13 protein-coding genes and 2 pseudogenes are annotated in these 15,512 nt (G+C 66.8%); 8 read left to right on the plus strand and 7 right to left on the minus strand.

From position 1 onward, the window contains the following. Positions 1 to 137: 137 nt before the first annotated feature. A pseudogene (locus HWX14_RS16265) lies at positions 138 to 350 on the plus strand (transposase); the annotation flags it as partial. 695 nt (positions 351 to 1,045) lie between these two features. Here HWX14_RS16265 and iolG read toward each other — a convergent pair. From iolG to HWX14_RS16285, 4 genes are all read right to left on the minus strand, one after another. Further along, positions 1,046 to 2,032 carry an inositol 2-dehydrogenase gene (iolG, locus tag HWX14_RS16270; RefSeq protein WP_151062678.1) on the minus strand — a complete coding sequence of 329 codons (987 nt, stop codon included), beginning with the start codon at positions 2,030 to 2,032 and terminating at the stop codon, positions 1,046 to 1,048. 80 nt (positions 2,033 to 2,112) lie between these two features. After that, positions 2,113 to 2,943, minus strand: a complete 831-nt coding sequence (locus HWX14_RS16275) for a TIM barrel protein (RefSeq protein ID WP_151062677.1) — start codon at positions 2,941 to 2,943, stop codon at positions 2,113 to 2,115. A gap of 36 nt (positions 2,944 to 2,979) precedes the next feature. Beyond that, entirely contained in the window at positions 2,980 to 4,014 is a 1,035-nt protein-coding gene (locus HWX14_RS16280) for a xylose isomerase (RefSeq protein WP_151062676.1), read from the minus strand. 141 nt (positions 4,015 to 4,155) lie between these two features. Next, complete coding sequence (locus HWX14_RS16285) at positions 4,156 to 5,220, minus strand: LacI family DNA-binding transcriptional regulator (protein ID WP_151062675.1); 1,065 nt, start codon at positions 5,218 to 5,220, stop codon at positions 4,156 to 4,158. Between the two features lie 238 nt (positions 5,221 to 5,458). Here HWX14_RS16285 and HWX14_RS16290 point away from each other — a divergent pair, with 238 nt between their 5' ends. The 3 genes from HWX14_RS16290 to HWX14_RS16300 are packed head-to-tail and all read left to right on the plus strand — an operon-like array spanning position 5,459 to position 8,081. Then, entirely contained in the window at positions 5,459 to 6,481 is a 1,023-nt protein-coding gene (locus tag HWX14_RS16290) for a fatty acid desaturase family protein (protein WP_233629511.1), read from the plus strand. A gap of 36 nt (positions 6,482 to 6,517) precedes the next feature. After that, positions 6,518 to 6,826 carry a non-heme iron oxygenase ferredoxin subunit gene (locus HWX14_RS16295; protein ID WP_011657860.1) on the plus strand — a complete coding sequence of 103 codons (309 nt, stop codon included), beginning with the start codon at positions 6,518 to 6,520 and terminating at the stop codon, positions 6,824 to 6,826. Positions 6,827 to 6,830: 4 nt separating this feature from the next. Next, the gene (locus HWX14_RS16300; protein ID WP_151062673.1) at positions 6,831 to 8,081 is read left to right on the plus strand and encodes an FAD-dependent oxidoreductase; all 1,251 of its coding nucleotides are present in this window, start codon (positions 6,831 to 6,833) and stop codon (positions 8,079 to 8,081) included. A 25-nt stretch (positions 8,082 to 8,106) separates the two neighbouring features. Here HWX14_RS16300 and HWX14_RS36535 read toward each other — a convergent pair. Continuing rightward, a pseudogene (locus tag HWX14_RS36535) lies at positions 8,107 to 8,312 on the minus strand (aquaporin family protein); the annotation flags it as partial. Positions 8,313 to 8,655: 343 nt separating this feature from the next. After that, positions 8,656 to 9,618 carry a D-glycerate dehydrogenase gene (locus HWX14_RS16310; protein ID WP_151062672.1) on the minus strand — a complete coding sequence of 321 codons (963 nt, stop codon included), beginning with the start codon at positions 9,616 to 9,618 and terminating at the stop codon, positions 8,656 to 8,658. A 313-nt stretch (positions 9,619 to 9,931) separates the two neighbouring features. Between HWX14_RS16310 and HWX14_RS16315 the strand changes: the two genes are divergently transcribed. From HWX14_RS16315 to HWX14_RS16330, 4 genes are all read left to right on the plus strand, one after another. After that, entirely contained in the window at positions 9,932 to 10,690 is a 759-nt protein-coding gene (locus HWX14_RS16315; RefSeq protein WP_151062671.1) for an SDR family oxidoreductase, read from the plus strand. 89 nt (positions 10,691 to 10,779) lie between these two features. Beyond that, complete coding sequence (locus HWX14_RS16320; RefSeq protein ID WP_151062714.1) at positions 10,780 to 12,066, plus strand: MFS transporter; 1,287 nt, start codon at positions 10,780 to 10,782, stop codon at positions 12,064 to 12,066. A 58-nt stretch (positions 12,067 to 12,124) separates the two neighbouring features. Further along, positions 12,125 to 12,517, plus strand: coding sequence for a VOC family protein (locus HWX14_RS16325; protein WP_151062670.1), 393 nt, complete (start codon positions 12,125 to 12,127; stop codon positions 12,515 to 12,517). A gap of 60 nt (positions 12,518 to 12,577) precedes the next feature. Next, on the plus strand, positions 12,578 to 13,825 hold the full coding sequence (locus tag HWX14_RS16330) for a citrate synthase (RefSeq protein WP_151062669.1): 1,248 nt from the start codon (positions 12,578 to 12,580) through the stop codon (positions 13,823 to 13,825). Between the two features lie 543 nt (positions 13,826 to 14,368). Here the strand turns inward: HWX14_RS16330 and HWX14_RS16335 are convergent. Beyond that, complete coding sequence (locus HWX14_RS16335) at positions 14,369 to 15,370, minus strand: LysR substrate-binding domain-containing protein (protein WP_151062668.1); 1,002 nt, start codon at positions 15,368 to 15,370, stop codon at positions 14,369 to 14,371. Positions 15,371 to 15,512 lie beyond the last annotated feature (142 nt).

Genomic DNA, 15,512 nt, shown 5'->3' on the forward strand with positions numbered 1-15,512 from the left:
TCCGGTGCGACACCATGCCGGCAGGCGGGCGCCTGTCTTCGTAGTCTGCCACTCTTCTCGCGTCGTGCTGGCGGTTCCTGGTCGGCTCGTGGCATCTGGGTGGCGACAACCCATGAAATCATGGGAGACGCCACATGACCTTCAACGGACGTTTTCGGGAGGAATGCCTCAACGCACACTGGTTCTTGTCGCTCGAGGACGCCAGACGCAAAATTGAAGTCTGGCGCGAGTACTATAACGAGGCGCGCCCTCACTCCGCGCCGCAGTGGATGACACCGGCGGAATTCGCCCGCCAGTGCGCCGATCGGGCCGGTTCGGCCCGCCCCGAAGAGCCGGAATTTTCCAGCTAAGACTGGGACGGAAATTGCGCCAGCCTCACGAGTCGGAAATCTCCGCGTCCAGCCGGGACCAAATTCTGGTTCAGGGTCATGTTGCTTAACGAATAGTGACGGATATGCCAACCATGCCCGTCGACAGAGGGAATCGCTATCTGTAGATGTGCTCCCGGCTCGAATGTCGGAAGCTACGTTCCGTTCCGGTCGCGCAACCCAATCGACATAACATCAAAAGCTTCGGCTCGATTGGTGTTGAAGTCAATTCTCAGCAGCTTCGCGAAGTACCCCATGTAGACGGCGATGACGCAGAGCTCGTAAGCATTGGCGTCGAACACCGTGCTGATCCCTCACAATCGCCTTTAGCCGCCCATCCTGCAACGTCGGATGCACTCGCTCCTCGCGTGCGTGGGCCGAACTGCTGCTCATATAAGACGCAGCGAATTTAAATTGTCACAGCGCCCAGCGTCACCAAGATCAGTAGCAGCTCCCCTGGGCCGCTAGCAGCCAACTGCCGAGCGTTGTGCGGAACCGGAGTTCGAATGGACGATCGCTGCGTAATGGCACGGTTTCTTTCACGGCTCCGCCGCGCGTTCTCCAGCAAGCCATCCGGCGAGCCGCCCCAACCACCCGCCGGATCCTGTGTATCGGGTTCGCGCCGACAGTGCCACAAGGCCACAGTGACGTGTCGCCGCCGGCCGCCGCCGCGTCCATTACAGCTCGACCACGCGCCCCGTGCGCCACGATGTCATCGCGGCCTCGGCCAGCTCGAGCGCGGCGAGCCCGTCGTCGATCGTGGTCCTGAGTGCCGTGCCGTCGCGCAGCGCATCGACGAAGTGCGCGATCTCGGCCGCGTACGCGTGCCGGTAGCGCTCGAGGAAGAACGGCTCCGGCACGTCGGTCGCGATGCCGTTCGCCGACCATGCGGTGACCTCGGTCGGCCGCACGTTGCCGGCCTGCAGCATCCCGTTGTTGCCGAGCAGCTCGAAGCGCTGGTCGTAGCCGTACGCCGCGCGGCGCGACGTGTTTATCTGGCACAGCAACCCGCGCCGCGTGCGGATCGTGTCCGCGGTCGAATCGATGTCGCCGGCGTCGCGCACGGCCGGATCGGTCAGGCAGCTGCCGGTCGCATGCAGCGTTTGGGCTTCGTCGCCCAGGATCCAGCGGAACACGTCGAAGTCGTGGATCAGCATGTCCTTGAAGATGCCGCCCGAGCTGCGGATGTAGTCGACGGGCGGCGCGCCCGGGTCGCGGCTCGTGACGATCAGCATTTCCGGCGCGCCGATGTCGCCGCGCTCGACGCGCGCCTTCAGTGCGGCGAAGGTCGGATCGAAGCGACGCTGGAAGCCGATCATGCAGGTCACGCCGCGGCGGCGCACGACCTCCGCACATTCGCGCGAGCGCGCGACGGTCAGATCGACCGGCTTCTCGCAGAACACCGCCTTGCCCGCGTTTGCCGCCGCGACGATCAGGTCTGCGTGCGTATCGGTGTTCGACGCGATCACGACCGCGTCGACGGCCGCGTCGCCGAGCGCGCGTTCGGCATCGGCGACCTGCGCGCCGTGCGCAAGCGCGAGGGCGTCGGCCGACGGCGCATGGCGGTCGATCACGTACTTGAGTTTCGCGCCGGGGTGGCGCGCGAGATTCGCCGCGTGAATCTTCCCGATTCTTCCCGCACCGAACAAAGCGAATTCGATCATGCCGTTCTCCTGTTGATTCCGTCGTGTCGCGAGCGCGCGGCACGCACCGGCCGCGCCGCCGATCCATGCCGTCGCGACGCTCAGCGAGCGGCCAGCTCCTCGCGGATATATTCGATGCTGGCGCGCAGCCGGTCTTCGATGTCGTCCGCTTCCGCGATTTCGGTCGCGAATGGCTCGAACGAAAATGCGCCGTGATATCCGCGCGCGAGCAACTCGCGCAGTTGCCGGATATTGCCGAGCCGGTCGGCGCCGCCGACCAGCACGCGATGGCTGTCGCGCATCCGGTCGACCGGCAGATCGCTTTCGTCGACGCCCGAGATGTGCACGAGGCCCGTCAGGTTCGGGAAGAAGATGTCCTCATCGGACAGGTGATGGTGGAACGTATCGTGCACGAGCCGGAATACCCGTTCGCCGGCCGCTGCATGGATGCCCTTCACCGCGTCCGACTTGCGGCGCAGCGCGCACTCCTCGAAGCCGAGCGGCTCGATGAAGCCGAGCAGGCCGCGCGCAGCGAGGATCGGCCCGAGCGCCTTCAGTGCGTTCACGAGATCGGCATGGCGTGCGTCGGCGTCGCGCGTGTCGCCGTGGCTGTTGGTCGGGCACAGCACCAGCGCGCGCGCGCCGCATTGCGCGGCGTAGTCGGCGAGCACCGTCGCTTCGTCCGCGCGCTCGGCATTCCATTGCTCGAAGCGCTGCAGCGCATTGATCGTCAGGATCGTCACGCCGCCGGCTTCGGCCGTCGCGCGCACGGCCGAAGCCGGCGTGCCGTCGGTGATCTCGACGCCGTCGAGATCGTTGCGGATCTCGATCGAGTCGATGCCGAGCCGGCGGCACAGCGCGACATAGCGGTCGAACGGCAGGCGCGGCGCGCTCATCCGGTTCAGCGAAAAATGAAAGGCGGGTTGCGTCATCGTTCTTTCCTCGGTGTCGAGTGGGGCTAGGCAGGATTACGTGAGCTCGCGCGCTGTGGGATCGGCCGGCGCATCCGCCGGTTGCGCCGCGAGTGCGCGCCACGTGTCGCGCAGCCATTGCGCGCACGCGACGTTGTTGTCGAAGATCGAATAGCGCGCGCCGCCACCGTAGTCGGGAAACGGGATGAACTCGCAGCTGATCTGTTCGAGCCGTGTCGCCCGCGCGTGAACCTGCCACTGCAGCAGGTGCCGCAGCGCCGTCTTCCACGTGTCGAGCGGCGCCGCGCGCCATTCGCCGTGATACGCGCCCGGTACCGGTTCGACGAACGGGTACTGGATCCCGCGGCCGGGCCGTCCGTCCGCGCGGCGCATCCAGCGGTTCTCCGGATTGTTCGGAATCACGCTGCGCGCATGCGCGTGCCGGACCCAGCCGCGTGCGATCCAGTCGGCGTAGACGGCCGACGGCGAGGCCGGGTCGAGCAGCTGCCGCACGCTGTCGACCGGCCCGCGCAGGCCCGACGCATCGAGTTCGGGGCGATTGCCGATCTTGAACAGCAGGTGCGAATGGTCCAGCGTGATCCGGAACGGCACGCCTGTTTGCTCGACGCATTGCGCGACGCGCGCGATCCTCATGAAATCCTCGCTCCACATGTCGACGTGCACTTCGAGGCTCGGCAGGCAGCCGACCGGCTCGCCGCGTTCGTATGCGCGCAGGTAGAAATCGGCGACTTCGCGGTCCGACAGCGGATGGCCGTCCGCATGGTGCGCATACAGCTGGCAATTGAGCACCGTGCTGCCGAACCGCGCGCCGGCGTCGACGATCTCCGCGACGTGCGCTTCGTCGCGGCCGGCGCACCAGATGCCGCCGATCACGCGGATCGGCAGCGCGTGCCGGTCGACGAGCGCGAAGTACGGCGACAGGTCCTCGCCGCGCACCGGGTTCTTCTCGACGTAGTCGAACACGCCGGCGGCAGCGATCATCCGGAACCGCTCGGCGGGCGTGGGCAGCGGCAGGCCGTCGTGTTCGAGCACGCCGTCGAGGTTCACGCCGATGAGGATCGCTTCAGCCATCGTCTCCATCCGTTCCTGTTCTGGATGGCTGCCAAATGTACGAGCGTGCGGCGCGGCCTGCATGACAAACGTTGACGAAAAATCGCCCATGCGGCGGTCGATTTTTTTTGCGGCGCGCGTCCGCGCGATGCGCGGCGGGCGTCAGGCCGGCAGGTACGCGCTGGTGCGCACGTTGGCCGAGCAGAACACGCGGAATTCGACCGGGTCGCCCGGCGGCGGCTGTTCGACGATGCCGCACGCGTGCAATACGTGCTGCAGCGCGGAAATCGCCTGGCCGTCCGGATCCTGGTCGATCGCGATGTCCATCGAGCCGGCTTCGATGTAGGCGCGGTGCAGGTCGATCATCTCGTGCCCGATCCAGACGACACGCCCGGCCGCGCCCGCCTTGCGCAGCGCGGCCTCGATGCCGGCCGAGCCGGCGCCGCTGTTGTAGATCCCGACGATGTCGTCGGGCGCGTGCAGCGCGTTCGTCACCGCGCGGTAGCAGCGATCGTCCTGGTCGAGCGTTTCGATCGGTGCGTCGTCGCAGCGGAGATCGGGAAATGCTTCCCGCAACTGGTCGATGCAGCCGGCCATCCGGTCGGCGTGCGCGCGGTAGCCCATGCGCCCGCCCAGCAGCAGCACGCGGCCGGGGCGCGCCGCGAGGCGGCCGATGTAGTAGCCGGCCGTGCGTCCGGCGCGGTAATTGTCGATGCCCGCGTAGTGCACGCGGTCGACGCCGCCGATGTCGGTGACCATCGTGACGACGGTCTCGCCGCGCGCGATCGCGCCGGCCAGCGCGTCGCGCACGCGCGGCGTGTCGCGCGCGGTGACGATCAGTGCCGCGCGCCGGTACGCGGGCCGTTCGATCAGCGCGGCCGCGCGCTCGTCGTCCGCGGCGGGCAGGATGGTCCGGTGCACGACCACGCGCCGGTCGAGCATCTGCAGCGAGCGTTGCACCGCCAGCTGCAGCCGCCGGAAGAACGGCGCGTCGGTGTCGGGCAGCAGCACGTCGACGTGAAGCAGCCCGTGCCGCGTGTCGGGCAACTGGCGCGGCACGCCGAGCTGGCGCGCGGCCGCGACCACGCGCTCGCGCGCCTGCGCGGACACGCTGCCGCGCTCGTTCAGCACGCGGTCGACGGTGGTCGTGCTGACCCCGGCGAGCGCAGCGATCTCGTCGAAGCGCGCGGTGCGCTTGCGCCAGCGCGGACCGGTGGGGTCGGCCATGGTCGTCTCCGTGTTTGTCTGTCGTCGCCTGCGGGGTGTGGCGCTGTCCGGAACGCTAAAGCGATGGCGAAATTTCGTCAACGTTTCGATTGAGCGGGTCATGGCCGTCGCCTAATTTCGAACGCATGCGAAGCGTTCGCCGCGCTTCCCGCAAACGAACAACCAGGAGACACGCGTGACCCATACGGACGACCAGGCGCACGACCGCAACGCGGCGGCGCGCCGTCAGGAATACCGAATGATCGGCGGCGCCGCCGAGCGTGCGCGGGCCGCGGGCCTCGTCAACGCCGAGTGGTACCGGTGCCCGGTGCCGCGGCCGCTGATGAAGCAGCTGATGCAGCGCGACGATGCGCGTGCGATCCGCGACACGCTGATCTGGTACGCGGCGATCGTCGCGAGCGGCGTGCTCGCGTGGCTCGCCTGGCGCGCGCATTCCGCGTGGGCGATCCCCGCGTTCTTCGTGTACGGCACGCTCTACTGCAGCCCGGCGGACTCGCGCTGGCACGAGTGCGGACACGGCACCGCGTTCCGCACGCGCTGGATGAACGACGTGCTGTACCAGATCGCGTCGTTCCAGGTGTTCCGCCGCGCGACGGTATGGCGCTGGAGCCATGCGCGGCACCACACCGACACGCTGGTCGTCGGGCGCGATCCGGAAATCGCCGCACCGAAGCCGACCGACTGGCTCGGGCTCGCGCTGAACGTGGTTGCGCTCAAGCATGTGGCGAGCGAGCTGCGCAAGATGGTCGTGCTGGCGTGCGCGGGCCGGCTCGACGACGAGGAGCGCACCTACGTGCCCGAGTCGGAGTGGCCGAAGGCCGTGCGCGAGGCGCGCGTTCATCTGAGCGTTTATGCGATCGTGATCGGCGCATCGTTGTACTGGCACACGATCCTGCCGCTGCTGTACATCGGGCTGCCGAGCCTCTACGGCGCGTGGCTGTACCTGTACTTCGGCCTCACGCAGCACGCCGGCATGCCGGAGAACGTGCTCGATCACCGGCGCAACTGCCGGACCGTGAGGATGAATGCGGTGTTCCGCTTCCTGTACTGGAACATGAACTATCACGTCGAACACCACATGTTCCCGATGGTGCCGTTCCACGCGCTGCCGAAACTGCACGAAGCCGTGGAGGCCGACATGCCGCCGCCGTACCGCAGCACGCTGGCCGCATACGCGGAGATCGTGCCGGCGCTCGTCCGGCAGACGCGCGATCCGTCCCATTTCGTCGTGCGGCCGGTGCCGGACGCGGTGCGGGCGTGACCGGCCACCCGTATTCCAACCCAGGAGACACACATCATGACGCAATGGATCGACACCGGCGCCCTCGACGACATCGACGACGAAGACGTCGCGCGCTTCGACCACGACGGCCGCACGTACGCGATCTACCGGATCGACGGAAACGTCTATGCGAGCGACGGGCTGTGCACGCACGAGCACGTGCATCTCGCGGACGGTCTCGTGATCGATCACGTGATCGAATGCCCGAAGCACAACGGGCGCTTCGACGTGCGCGACGGCCGGGCGCTGTCGGCGCCCGCGTGCGAAAAGCTGCGCACCTACCGCGCGAAGGTCGAGGACGGCCGCATCCTGATCGAGGTGTGACGCGATGGCGAACGAGCGGGTGATGGCGATCGTCGGCGCGGGCCATGCGGGCGGCCGGGCGGCGCAGGTGCTGCGCGAGTGCGGCTGGCGCGGGCGCATCGTGCTGATCGGCGCGGAGGCGCACTTGCCGTACGAGCGGCCGCCGTTGTCGAAGGGTGTGCTGACCGGCGAGCGCAGCGCCGCGCAATGCGGGCTGCGCGATCCGGATGCGTGGCGCGCCGACGGCATCGAGCCGATCGTCGCGACGGTCGAGCGGATCGATCCGGCGGCGCGCGTGCTGCATGTGTCGGGCGGCCGCCGCTTCGACTACGACGCGCTGCTGCTCGCGACCGGCGCTCGCGCGCGCCGCCTCGCGATTCCGGGCGCGGAACTGGACGGCGTATTCGTATTGCGCACGCTCGACGACGCGGCGGCGCTCGGCGCGCGGCTCGTGCCCGGTGCGCGCGTCGTGCTGATCGGCGGCGGCTTCATCGGTCTCGAAGTGGCGGCGTCGGCACGCTCGCGCGGCTGCCGCGTGACCGTGCTCGATGCAGCATCGCGCCTGCTCGGGCGCGCCGTGCCGGAGCCGATCGCGGCACGCGTGCATGCGCTGCATGTGGCGCGAGGCGTCGCGATCGGCCTGAACCGCCGGCCCGTCGCGATCGAGCGCAGGCCGGACGGCGCGCTGGCCGTCGTGCTCGACGACGGCGACACGCTGATCGCCGACACGGTGGTGGCCGGCATCGGGATCGAACCGGCCGACGAACTTGCGCGCGACGCGGGCCTCGTCGTCGAACGCGGGATCGTCGTGAACGCGCGGCTCGAGACGTCGGCGCGCGGCATCTATGCAGCCGGCGATGTCGCGGTGTTCCCGAGCAGGGCGTCAGGGCGGCTCGTGCGTCAGGAAACCTGGCACGGCGCTGAAACGCAGGCGCGCGTCGCCGCACGCAACATGCTCGGCGCCGACGAACCGTATCGCGAGATGCTGTGGTTCTGGTCCGATCAATACGACGCGCAACTGCAGGTGGCCGGAGAACCGGCACTTGGCGTGCGGACGGTCGCGCGTGTGCTCGGCGACGACGCGGAGATCCATTTCCATTTCGATGCAGGTGCGCGGCTCGTCGCCGCGAGCGGCTTCGGCCGCGCAGCGGGATTCGTGAAGGAGATGCGCGTGGCAAGAATGCTGGTCGAACACGGAATCGACGTGACGCCGGCGGCGATTGCAAACGTCGACGTGAAGCTGAAATCGCTGGTGGCGACCGCAGGAGATCGGTAGCGGTGCCCAGGATAAGATGGGCCGGTCACGCGCGGCGACCGCCTAGCACCCGGGCGGTCAACGGCACCTCTGCATAGCACGAATCGCTGTCGCGCTTGCCCGGGATCGGCAGCACCACGTTCATCAGGCGCGGCGACAAGTCGTATTTGGGGTCACCGCATAGTCGAGCGAGACACCGATGCCGAGCGCAAGCAGGTCGACGGACAACGCGGCAAGTGCACCGAAGCCGAGAGGCATCACCGTCAATGTCGTCGCGCCCGACGCGACCGACACGCCGGTCCAGCGTAGTCCGCCGCACACGGCAATGTCTCCCCGCCTGCCGCTGATCGGGCGCTTCTTCACATCTGACGATGTCGCCGCGCTGACCGGCCAGGGCGTCCGTCGTCCCTTGACGAGACAAAAGCGACGCTGGTGCATCTGGCTGCTTATTCGGGTATTCCGCATGGCCTCCGCCCGTTCAGGGCCGCGCACGAGGTGCTGATAGCGCACGGGTTGTTGAAGTAACGACGCGCCGACTGCCAGGGCTCCCGCGATCGGATACCCCGGCATGGACCAGCGCACGCGGCCGCCGTCCTCACAGCGCGTTCGGCGCTCTCCTCCCGTCAAGCACGGCCGCGACATTGTCGAGCGCGGTAAGCCCCATCTTGTCGCGCGTCTCGATGGTCGCACTGGCCATGTGCGGCGACAGAAACACATTGTCGAGTGTGGCAAAGCGCGGATCGATGTTGGGCTCGTTCCAATAAACGTCAAGCCCCGCGGCGAACAGCCGATGCGAGGTCAACGCGTCGTACAGCGCATCCTCGTCGACGAGACTGCCGCGCGCCGCATTCACGAACACCGCACCATCATGCAGCAAGCCGAATTCGCGGCGTGTCATCAACGGCGTGCCGCCGCCGGGCACATGCAACGTGAGGACGTCGCACTGCGGCAGCAGCGTGTCGAGATCCCCGTAATAGCGCGCGCCAGCCTCGATCTCGGGCGCTGCGGGACGCCGGTCGGTATAGACGATCTTCATCCCGAAGCCGCGCGCACGCTGCGCGACTGCACGGCCGATCCGGCCGAAACCGACAATCCCGAGCGTCTTGCCGTTCACGCGCGTGCCGAGCATGTCGGTCATGCCGAACGACTTTCCCCATCCGGCCCGCACGATGCGCTCGTACTCCGACGCACGCCGACACGCGGCCAGCATCAGCAGCATCGTGAAATCGGCCGTGCAGTCGGTCAGCGCGTCGGGTGCGTTGCTGACCACGATTCCGCGTGCGCGTGCGGCGGCGACATCCATGTGGTCGTAGCCGGCGCTCGCGTTCGCGATGATCTTCACGCTCGACGGCAATGCCGCAATGTGCTCGGCCTGCAGTCCTGATTTCTTGCCGATCAGCACCGCCGGCGTCTGATAGCGGTTGCAGAACTCGACGACGGACGGGGCGTCCATGTCGGCGTCCGTCACATAGGCGTTGAATTCGGCTGCCGCGCGTGCGGCCACCGTAGCGGGAACGCGTCGCGCAACCAGCAGCTGGGTGCGATTGTTGTCAGGCATGGTCTCGTCCTTGGTTCGGATAACGGAGCACAGCCTACGAATCGCGGTCGGCGCGGGTCAATCTTGATTGATTCGATCAACATGTCCGCACGGCCGTGCGCGCCGCCGGATGGCCCGAACGCCTCCGGGCATATCCCCGTCGTGCGAGGCAGCGGCAGCGCGCGCGCGGCACCGCCACGAACTCAGGAAAACCCTGATTTGCGCCCGTCAGGACGGGGCAGTTGATGTTGATTGAACGAATCAAGATTGCTGCGGCGTCGCCGCCGCGCAATCCTTTTCTCATGCTCAACGAACCGAACACGAGGTCGTGAAAATGCAGATAGGAAAAAAAATCGCGGCGGTGACGGGCGCCGGCACCGGCATCGGACAGGCCGCTGCAGTAGCGCTCGCGCAAGCAGGTTTCAGCGTCGCGCTGCTCGGCCGGCGCATCGATCCACTACTCGCGACGCAAGAGACCATCGAGCGTGCCGGTGGCGTGGCAGCGACGATTCCGACCGACGTGTCCGACGAAGCATCGGTCGACGCGAGCTTCGCACAGATCGCGCGCACGTTTGGGCGCCTCGACGTGCTGTTCAACAACGCGGGCCGCAACGCCGGCGCCGTGCCGATCGACGATTACACGCTGCAATTCTGGAACGACGTGGTCGCGACCAACCTGACCGGAGTGTTCCTGTGCGCACGCGCCGCGTGGCGCCAGATGAAGCGCCAGACGCCGCAAGGCGGGCGCATCATCAACAACGGCTCGATCTCAGCCCACAGCCCGCGCCCGAACACGATCGCGTACACGGCCACGAAGCACGCCGTCCTCGGCATCACGCGCTCGCTTGCCATCGATGGCCGGCCGTACAACATCGCGTGCGGCCAGATCGATATCGGCAACGCCGCGACCTCGCTCACCGAACGCATGGACCGGGGCGTGCTGCAGGCCGACGGCCGCATCGCGCCCGAGCCGCGCGTCGACGTTGCGCATGTCGCGAGTGCGATCGTGCAGATGGCCAACCTGCCGCTCAAAGCCAACATTCTGAACATGACGATCATGGCGAGCGCGATGCCCTTCGTCGGACGCGGCTGACCGCACGCGCGCACACGGCAAGTGCGCCGGCGCAACCCCCATAAAAATAGGAGACGACATTGAAAACCGCAGAAGAGCAGGTTTCGGCCATGGGCGGACTCGAAGCACACGCCGGCGCCGCAAGACGCTCGAGGGTGCGTTACGGCGTACTGTCGATGCTGCTCGTGGCAACGATCCTCAACTACGTCGACCGCTCGGCGCTCGGCATCGTCGCGCCCGCACTATCGAAGGATCTCGCGCTCACGCGCGTGCAGATGGGCGAGCTGTTCGCCGTGTTCGGCCTCGCCTACTCCATGGCGCTACTGCCGGCGGGCGTGCTCACCGATTGGCTGGGCTCGCGCATGGCATACGCGCTGTCGCTCGTCGGCTGGTCGCTGGCGACGCTGACGCAGGGGCTTGCGCATGGCTACCACATGTTGCTCGGCTCGCGGCTTGCGATGGGTGCGCTCGAGGCGCCCGCATTCCCGTCGAACGCGCGTGTGGTGACGATGTGGTTTCCGGTCCAGGAGCGCGGCTTCGCAACGAGCGTGTACGTGATGGGCCAGTACATCGGCACGCCGCTTTTCACCGGCCTGCTGCTGTGGATCTCGTCGGCATTCGGCTGGCGCGCCGTGTTCTTCGCGACAGGCACGTTCGGCGTCCTGTTCAGCGTCGTCTGGTATCGGCTTTATCGCGACCCGTCGCGCCATCGCGGCGTCAACGCAGCCGAGTTGGATTACATCACCGAAGGTCGTCCGGTGGTGACCGCGCGCGATCCATTCGACTGGCGCATGGCGCTGCGTCTGCTCGGCTATCGGCAGGTCCTCGCGATCTGTCTCGGCAAGTTCTGCAACAACACGCTGCTGGTGTTCTTCACGACCTGGTTCATGACCTACCTGCTCGAGGAACGGCACATGTCGATGATCAAGGTCGGTTTCTTCCAGGCGATGCCGTTCATCGGCGCCACGCTGGGCATCCTGATCGCCGGCTATTTGTCCGATCTTTGCATCCGGCGCGGTGTGTCGATGTCGTCATCGCGCAAGGCGCCGCTCGTGATCGGCACCTTCCTCGGCGCATCGATCGTGCTCGTCAACTTCGTGCATTCGAACGCGTTGGTAATCTCGATCCTGACCGTCGCGTTCTTTGCGCAGGGCGTCGGCTCGATGTCTTGGGCGGCGGTGTCCGAAATCGCGCCCAAACGTTATGTCGGCCTCACCAGCAGCATCACGAGCCTCGCGGCCAATATCGCGGCCGTGACCACGCCGCTAATGATCGGCTACGTGACCCAGCACACCGGTAGCTTCTTCTGGGCGCTGAACCTGATGGGCGCGATCTGCCTCGTCGGCACACTGTCGTACTCCGTGCTGCTCGGCAAGCTCTCGCGCATCGAGCTCTGACCCCATGCAACCGCTTTATCGGCCCCTCCGGGGGCTCATGCACCCACCGACCACGACCATGATCGAATTCAAATGGGATCATCTGCAACTCTGCTCGGCTGATGCCGAGGCCACCGCCGCGTGGTTCGCGCGCTGCCTGAACGCCGAAATCGTGCGGCGCCCGGGCCGCGTCGACCTGCGGATCGGCGCCATCAACCTGTTCATCACGGCGCTGCCGCACGCGCGTTCGGCGATCGTACCGGACGGCGCCCGCGTGCAAGGGATCGACCACTTCGGCGTGCTGGTCGAGGATCTGGATGCGGCCTACGCGCATCTGGTCGACAACGGCGCCGAGATCGTCCAGCCCGTCACGCGGATCCGCGCCGGCGTGCGCGGCTGTTTCGTGCGCGCGCCCGGCGACATCCTCGTCGAGGTGCTCGAGCGGCGCGCGGCCGAGATGACATTCAACTGAACCCGGTCTATAGTCGGCGCAAGCGGCCGCGCACCGGCCGCATCCTCATCACGACTCCCCATGCAGAACTGGATCACCCTGATGGAAGCGGCGCGGCGGCTCGGTGTACGGGCGCAGACGGTCTACGCGTACGCGAGCCGCGGCAGCATCGCCGTGATGCAGGATCCCGACGATCCACGCAAGAGCCTGTATCGCGCCGAGGACGTGGTCGCGCTGTGCCGCAAGAAACAAGTCGGCCGCAAGCGGTCGGCGCTCGCGGCCAGCACGATCTTCGGCGCCGAGCCGTGCATCTACAGCGGCATCACCACGTTCTCGAAGGGCCGCGCGTGGTATCGCGGCCGCGACAGCATTCAACTTGCCGATACCGCCACGCTCGAGGAAACGGCTGCGCTGCTTTGGCAGGCCACCGCACCCGTATCGTTCGACGCGCCGGCGATCGTGCTGCCGCCCGGCAAGCGCGATCGGCAATGCGCGTTCACGATGCTCGCGACGCTGGCCGCACACGACCATTCGACGCTGGGCCGGCTCGACAGCGCGTTGCACATCGAGGCAGGGCAGCTTGTCGCGATCGTGTCACGCGCGTTCGGCGCGCATGACGATGCCGGCGCAAGCCCGCTCTGCACCCATCAGCGGCTCGCGGCCGGCTGGGGCCTCGACAGCCATGGCGCAGACCTGCTGCGCCGCGCGATGGTTCTGGTCGCCGATCACGAGATCACGAGTTCGGCATTCGCCGCGCGCATCACCGCATCGACCGGCGCGGCGCTGGCAGGCTGCCTGCTGACGGGGCTCGCGACGCTGTCGGGGCCGCTGCACGGCGACGCGTCGGGACGCGTGCGTGCGGTGTTCGCCGACGTGCAACGATTGGGCGCCGAGCGCGTCGTCGATCATCACCTGAAGTCCGCGATCCCGCTTCCCGGTTTCGGCCATCATCTTTACCCTGACGGCGATCCGCGCGCGGCCGCGCTGGTCCCGCGACTCGATCCGCCCCCTGAGCTCGCGCACTTCGTCGACAAGGTCACGACGCTCACCGGCCAGCGCCCGACCATCGATGTCGCGCTCGCGATGCTGTCGGTGCAGCTTCGATTGCCGCGCGATGCGGCGTTCGGACTGTTCGCGATCGCGCGCAGCGTTGGGCTGCTCGCGCATTGCATCGAGCAGTTGCGCGTCGGCCGGGTGATCCGGCCGCGCAGCCGTTATACGGGGCCGGCGCTCGACGATCGGCATCTGCGGCCCGCCGCTGAGGACGATGGCAAAGTGCCGAAAGCCGGTGTCATCGCGAAGAACCGCGTGTTCAAGGTGGTGGAGTAACTGGCGTGACAGCCGTAGACCGAATTGAACGCGTCACCGTTTGCATGGCAAGTTTTCATTGGCCGCGGCTTGCGAAGCGCGGTGTCAACTCCCCTGCGACGCAGACAGTGGCAATCACGCGTTGTGCGGAATCTAAGTTTGAACGGGCAATCGCAGCATAGTGATAATTGCATTATCTCGCGGGCGCGTTCATTCGGACGTCACAATCGGCACTCGACCGCAAAGGGCGGTTCTGGGACGACGCGAACGACTCTGAACCCACAACGGTCCCTATCATCCGCACCGTTCTCACCGATTTGTGCGCGTGTTTGCGATGCCTTCTCGTCGCTACCTTTAACGACGAAACGGTCTCGACGCGTCCCAACTAGAGATTTGAGCGGCTGGTCCAGTGGATCAGGCTGCCGATAGCGAAGTCTGGTATCGCCTATCAAGCAGAGGGCCGCCCGACCGAAGCCCAGCGCCGGCTCTTATCACGAGCGACTTTGCTCATTCCGTCGCTCACGAACCACTCGCCCGCGTTGACGAAGGTACCCGGGCAGCGTGCTATCGACCGATTTCGACGCCGGCATCGAGCCAGCCGCGCATCATGATACCGACCTCGTCGCGCAGCCACTGACGGAACAGCCGGTACTCCGGGCGCGGGTGCGCATTCCGGTGCGTGATCAGGTAATGATGGCGGTCACGAAACACGAGGACATCCTGAACCGGCTGAACTAGCACACCCTCTTCGATCTGCCGGTGCACGAGGTGGTGCCAGCCCAGCAGCGTGCCCTCGCCGGCCTCGGCCTGCGCGACCAGCAGTCGGTAGTCGTTGCTTTCCAGATACTTGTTCGCGGCCAGTGTATCGGTGCCGTCGCTCTGCTGGAACCAATTGCGCCACACGCGCCAGTCGACGTGCTCGCACACCTGCGCACGGCCGAGCATCGACAGGTTCAGCGTCGGGCTCGACAGCAGATCCAGCGGCTTCAGCGACCGGCCATGAAAATGCCGCTCGTGAAACGACGGGCTGCACACCGGATACACGATGTCGTGGAACAGCGGCTCGGCTTCGAACTCAGGCTCGCGCGGCGGGTTCTTCGTGATGATCACATCAGGCTCGATGAGCCCGTCGAGCTCCATGAAATGCTCGGTGACGATCACGTGCAGCTGGATATCCGGAAACCGCTCGCGAAACGCGGGCAGCCGCGACGACAGCCACAGCGCGGAGAACGTGTGCGACACGCAGACCATCAGCGCGTGCTTGTCGGTCCGACGCACGGCCTCCGCCGCCTCGGCGATGTTCATGATCGACAGATACGACGCGTTGTACAGAATCCGCCCGGCATCCGTCAGTGCGATATGCCGGCCGGTGCGCTCGAACAGCGCGACGTCGAGCGAATCCTCGAGCTCCTTGATTTGCCGGCTGATCGCGGCCTGCGTCACGCACAGAACCTCGGCTGCCTGAGTGAAGCTCTCGTAGCGCGCCGCCGTCACGAAGCACCGCAGCGCGCGAAGCGACGGCATCTGCGCGAGAAGTCGGTCGGCAAACAATTGCTTCTTCAACATGGCTTTCACTCTCAAAACGGAGGTCGGACGCTGCGTCGACGAACCCGTCGACGGCAGTCCCGCCGGCTGCCCGCAGGCAGTCTCGTCGCAAACCTTGCGATTATCTGATCTTGCAGCTTGCGATTCGGTCGGGCGGCTGGCA

The organism is Burkholderia sp. BCC0044 (assembly GCF_902832955.1).
In the GTDB taxonomy this organism is placed as follows: domain Bacteria; phylum Pseudomonadota; class Gammaproteobacteria; order Burkholderiales; family Burkholderiaceae; genus Burkholderia.

Coding starts and splice junctions, on each gene's coding strand:
- HWX14_RS16280 (WP_151062676.1), bottom strand. CDS start 4,014: ATGGCTGAAGCGATCCTCATCGGCGTGAACCTCGACGGCGTGCTCGAA.
- HWX14_RS16285 (WP_151062675.1), bottom strand. CDS start 5,220: ATGGCCGACCCCACCGGTCCGCGCTGGCGCAAGCGCACCGCGCGCTTC.
- HWX14_RS16315 (WP_151062671.1), top strand. CDS start 9,932: ATGCAGATAGGAAAAAAAATCGCGGCGGTGACGGGCGCCGGCACCGGC.
- iolG (WP_151062678.1), bottom strand. CDS start 2,032: ATGATCGAATTCGCTTTGTTCGGTGCGGGAAGAATCGGGAAGATTCAC.
- HWX14_RS16330 (WP_151062669.1), top strand. CDS start 12,578: ATGCAGAACTGGATCACCCTGATGGAAGCGGCGCGGCGGCTCGGTGTA.
- HWX14_RS16320 (WP_151062714.1), top strand. CDS start 10,780: ATGGGCGGACTCGAAGCACACGCCGGCGCCGCAAGACGCTCGAGGGTG.
- HWX14_RS16335 (WP_151062668.1), bottom strand. CDS start 15,370: ATGTTGAAGAAGCAATTGTTTGCCGACCGACTTCTCGCGCAGATGCCG.
- HWX14_RS16300 (WP_151062673.1), top strand. CDS start 6,831: ATGGCGAACGAGCGGGTGATGGCGATCGTCGGCGCGGGCCATGCGGGC.
- HWX14_RS16310 (WP_151062672.1), bottom strand. CDS start 9,618: ATGCCTGACAACAATCGCACCCAGCTGCTGGTTGCGCGACGCGTTCCC.
- HWX14_RS16295 (WP_011657860.1), top strand. CDS start 6,518: ATGACGCAATGGATCGACACCGGCGCCCTCGACGACATCGACGACGAA.
- HWX14_RS16290 (WP_233629511.1), top strand. CDS start 5,459: ATGATCGGCGGCGCCGCCGAGCGTGCGCGGGCCGCGGGCCTCGTCAAC.
- HWX14_RS16275 (WP_151062677.1), bottom strand. CDS start 2,943: ATGACGCAACCCGCCTTTCATTTTTCGCTGAACCGGATGAGCGCGCCG.
- HWX14_RS16325 (WP_151062670.1), top strand. CDS start 12,125: ATGATCGAATTCAAATGGGATCATCTGCAACTCTGCTCGGCTGATGCC.